This window comes from Roseateles sp., from assembly GCF_036486225.1.
Taxonomy (GTDB): domain Bacteria; phylum Pseudomonadota; class Gammaproteobacteria; order Burkholderiales; family Burkholderiaceae_C; genus Roseateles.
Genome location: NZ_DASVNZ010000426.1, coordinates 1 through 4,276, shown reverse-complemented (window position 1 = coordinate 4,276; position 4,276 = coordinate 1). Strand labels below are relative to the sequence as shown.

The window sequence follows — 4,276 nt, the reverse complement described above, 5'->3', positions numbered from 1 at the left end:
CAGGAGACCGCGACGCTGCGGTCGTCCGCGTAGCAACCGGCGCCCGGGATCGGCGAATCGCCGACACGGCCGGGCCGCTTGTTCGTCATCCCGCCGGTGGAGGTCGCCGCGGCGAGGTGTCCCGCCGCGTCGCGCACCACCGCGCCGACGGTGCCGAACTTGGTCTGCTCGTCGAGCGGGCCGGTCTTGCCGACGTCGGCCACCGCCTGTTGTCCGTCGTGATCCAGCACCTGACCGAGCGCGGACGCCCGCGCCTGCTCCAGTTGCGCCAGCCGCTGCGGCGTGCCGAACCAGTCCGGTGCCACGCGCTCCAGGCCCTGCTCGAATGCGAAGCTGTCCGCCGCCGTGCCGACCAGCAGCACGTGGCCGCTGTGCGCCATCACGGCCCGTGCCGCCAGCACCGGATTGCGCACGCGCGTCACGCCGGCCACCGCGCCAGCGCCGCGGTCGCGCCCGTCCATGACGCTGGCGTCGAGCTCATGCCGCTGGTCCGCCGTGTAGACCGCGCCCTTGCCGGCATTGAAGAGTTCGCATTCCTCGAGCCGGCGCACCGCTTCCACGGCCACATCCATCGCCGCGTCGCCGCGCGCGAGGCGCACCGCGCCGTCGGCCAGGATCTCCGCCAGCGCGGCGCGGTAGCGCGCCTCCATGTCCGCGCTCATGCTCGCGCGGCGGATCGTGCCCGCGCCGCCGTGCAGGGCGAGCACCGGCCGCGGCAGGGAGGTCGGGAACAGAGTCGGCAACAGGGTCGGGAGAGCGTTCGGGAGCGAGGCGGTCATGACGGATCTTCGGAGCCCGGAAGCGGCGCATTCTCCCCCGCCCCCGGGATGGCCCTGGTTTTGTCCCGGTCGGGACAGGAAAAAATCGAACGCTCGTGCTAAAACCCGGCGCAGTCCCGACACACGCACGCGAGACGCGTGGGGCAAGACATCAAGGACCGCAGGAGACACGCGCATGGATCTCAACTTCACGCCCGAAGAACAGGCCTTCCGGGCCGACATCCGCCGATGGGTGGCCGAGCATCTGCCCAAGGACATCAGCCACAAGGTGCACAACGCGCTGCGGCTGAACAAGGACGATCTGCAGCGCTGGGCGCGCCTCCTGGGCAAGCAGGGCTGGCACGGCTGGGCCTGGCCCAAGCAGTTCGGCGGGCCGGGCTGGAACGCCGTGCAGCGCCACCTGTTCGAAGAGGAATGCGCGCTGGCCGGCGCGCCGCGCGTCGTGCCCTTCGGGCCGGTGATGGTGGCGCCGGTGATCATGGCCTTCGGCTCGCGCGAGCAGCAGGAGCGCCACCTCCCCGGCATCATGAGCGGCGACGTCTGGTGGAGCCAGGGCTACAGCGAGCCGGGCTCGGGCTCGGACCTGGCCTCGGTCAAGACGCGCGCCGAGCGCCGCGGCGACACCTACGTCGTCAACGGCCAGAAGACCTGGACCACGCTGGGCCAGTACGGCGACTGGATCTTCTGCCTGGTGCGCACCGATGCGAGCGTCAAGCCGCAGGCGGGCATCTCCTTCCTGCTGATCGACATGAAGTCGCCGGGCGTGACCGTGCGGCCGATCACCATGCTCGACGGCGAACACGAGGTCAACGAAGTCTTCTTCGACGACGTGGTCGTCCCGGCGGAGAACCTCGTCGGCGAGGAGAACAAGGGCTGGACCTACGCCAAGTACCTGCTCGCGCACGAGCGCACCAACATCGCCGACGTCAACCGCGGCAAGCGCGAGCTGGAGCGCCTGAAGCGCATCGCCAAGGCCGAGGGCGTCTACGACGACGCGCGTTTCCGCGACCAGATCGCGCTGCTGGAGGTGGACATCGTCGCGCTGGAGATGATGGTGCTGCGCGTGCTGTCGGCGGAGTCCAGCGGCAAGCAGTCGCTGGACGTGGCCGGCCTGCTGAAGATCCGCGGCAGCGAGATCCAGCAGCGCTATACCGAGCTGATGATGCTGGCCGCCGGGCCGTACGCGACGCCCTTCATCCAGGAGGCGATGGAAGCCGGCTGGCAGGGCGACCAGGTGGGCGCGGCCCACTGCGCGCCGCTGGCGAGCCACTACTTCAACTATCGCAAGACGACGATCTACGGCGGCTCGAACGAGGTTCAGCGCAACATCGTCGCCCAGACCGTTCTGGGCTGAGGCAGGAGACACGACATGGATTTCGATTTCACCGAAGACCAGAACTCGCTGCGCGACGCGGTGCGGCGCTACGTCGACAAGGATTACGGGTTCGAGCAGCGCCGCGCGATCGTGAAGGCGGGCGGTTTCTCGCGCGACGCCTGGAACGCGCTGGCCGGGCTAGGCCTGACCGCGCTGGCCGTGCCCGAGGCGCACGGCGGCCTGGGCTTCGGCCCGGCCGAAGCGATGGTCGTGATGGAAGAGCTGGGCCGCGGCCTGGTGATGGAGCCGTACGCGCAGGGCGGCCTGGTCGCGCCGGCTGTGCTCGCGCAGGCCGACAAGGCCGTGCAGGACGAATGGCTGCCGCGCATCGCCGGCGGCGAGGCGCTGGTCGTGCTCGCGCATCAGGAGCGCAAGGCGCGTTACCGCCTCGATGTCTGCGACACGGTCGCGACCGCTGATCACCGATTGACGGGCGCGAAGAGCGTCGTCGCCGCTGGCGACGCGGCCGATGCGTTCATCGTGCAGGCCTGCGCGGGCGGCGCCGGCGCGAACATCGCGCTGTACCTCGTCGGGAAGGACGCGGCCGGTGTCGCGCTGCGCGGGTATGCGCTGCACGACGGCTCGCGCGCTGCCGAGCTCACGCTCGACGACACGCCGGCCACGCTGCTGGTCGGCCCGGACCGCGGCCTGGCCGTCCTGGAGCACGCCGTCGACATCGCCATCGCCGCGCAGGCGGCGGAGGCCGTCGGCGCGATGGACCGCTTCGTCGCGCTGACGGCGGAATACCTCAACACGCGCAAGCAGTTCGGCGTCGCGATCGCGAGCTTCCAGGCGCTGCGCCACCGCATGGCCGACGTCAAGATGCAGCTGGAGCTGGCGCGCTCGATGAGCTACTTCGCCACGCTCAAGCTGAACGAGCCAGCGGACGCGCGCCGCCGCGCGATCTCGCAGGCCAAGGTGCAGCTGGGGCAGTCCATGCGCTTCGTCGGTCAGCAATGCACGCAACTGCATGGCGGCATCGGCGTGACCGACGAGTACATCGGCAGTCACTACTTCAAGCGGCTGGCCGTCATGGAGATGCAGTACGGCGACTCGCTGCATCATCTGGGCGAAGTCAGCGCGCGCATGCAGGACACCGCCGGCGTGTTTGCCTGAGGCGGGCATAAACTGAGCGGAGCTCGCCGCCCCCGCGGCGAGGGAGCCCGCCATGTCGCTTGCGCCCTCCTCCTTCGTTCCCCCCTTCGCGCCTTCCTTCGCGCCCTCTTTCGCGCCTTCCCTGATCGCCGGCCTGCTGCTCGCGGCCGGCGTCGCGTCCGCTTCCGCCCAGGACTTCAAGCCCGGGTTGTGGGAGATCAAGCAGAAGCCCCAGCTCGACGCGCAGCGTCAGGCGCAGATGGAGCAGATGCAGAAGCAGATGGCGGCGCTGCCGCCCGAGCAGCGCAAGCAGATGGAATCCATGATGTCGCAGCACGGCGTCAGCATGAACTTCCAGGGCGGCGAGCTGACGCTGAAGTCCTGCGTCACCAAGGAACAGGCCGACCGCGCCGCGATGCCCCGCACCGACGGCAAGTGCGAGCACGACAGCAAGCGCACCGGCGACACGATGCTGGTGAACTTCCGCTGCACCAATCCGGCGTCGGAGGGGACCAACGAGATCACCTTCCTCGGCCCGGACCATTACAAGACCAAGAGCGAGATCCGCGCGCAGCGCGACGGCAAGACCGAGGTGATCCGCTCCACCGGCGAAGCCCGCTACCTGGGCAGCGACTGCGGCTCGCTGAAGCCCCAGGGCGCCAAGCCTTGAGCGACGCGTTGAGAGAGACCTTGACGCGCCCGGACGCCGGCGCCCTCTGCGACGTCGCCGGCCTGAAAGTCGGTCACTTCACGCACCCGTCGGTGCCCACCGGCTGCAGCGTCGTGCTCTGCGAGGCCGGCGCGACGGCCGGCGTCGACGTGCGCGGTGCAGCGCCCGGCACACGGGACCTCGAACTGCTGCGTCCCGAGAACACCGTCCAGCAGGTCCACGCGATCCTGCTGACCGGCGGCAGCGCGTTCGGCCTCGCGGCCGCGGACGGCGTGATGCGCTGGCTGGCGGAGCGCGGGCACGGTTTCCCCGTCGGTCAGGTGCGCGTGCCCATCGTGCCGGCGGCGGTGCTCTTCG

5 protein-coding genes are annotated in these 4,276 nt (G+C 70.2%); 4 read left to right on the top strand and 1 reads right to left on the bottom strand.

Annotated features, from left to right (window positions below; all coding sequences use genetic code 11):
* A partial coding sequence (locus VF536_RS27515) for an isoaspartyl peptidase/L-asparaginase family protein (RefSeq protein ID WP_331618131.1) occupies window positions 1-779 on the bottom strand: 779 nt, incomplete at its 3' end.
* Between the two features lie 175 nt (window positions 780-954).
* On the opposite strand from VF536_RS27515, the gene VF536_RS27510 reads away from it, so the two are divergent.
* The 4 genes from VF536_RS27510 to VF536_RS27495 form a co-directional block, all read left to right on the top strand.
* Window positions 955-2,133 carry an acyl-CoA dehydrogenase family protein gene (locus tag VF536_RS27510; protein WP_331618130.1) on the top strand — a complete coding sequence of 393 codons (1,179 nt, stop codon included), beginning with the start codon at window positions 955-957 and terminating at the stop codon, window positions 2,131-2,133.
* Window positions 2,134-2,148: 15 nt separating this feature from the next.
* On the top strand, window positions 2,149-3,270 hold the full coding sequence (locus VF536_RS27505; RefSeq protein ID WP_331618129.1) for an acyl-CoA dehydrogenase family protein: 1,122 nt from the start codon (window positions 2,149-2,151) through the stop codon (window positions 3,268-3,270).
* Window positions 3,271-3,322: 52 nt separating this feature from the next.
* On the top strand, window positions 3,323-3,919 hold the full coding sequence (locus VF536_RS27500) for a DUF3617 domain-containing protein (protein ID WP_331618128.1): 597 nt from the start codon (window positions 3,323-3,325) through the stop codon (window positions 3,917-3,919).
* 20 nt (window positions 3,920-3,939) lie between these two features.
* The coding region (locus tag VF536_RS27495; protein WP_331618127.1) for a P1 family peptidase at window positions 3,940-4,276 on the top strand (337 nt) is incomplete at its 3' end.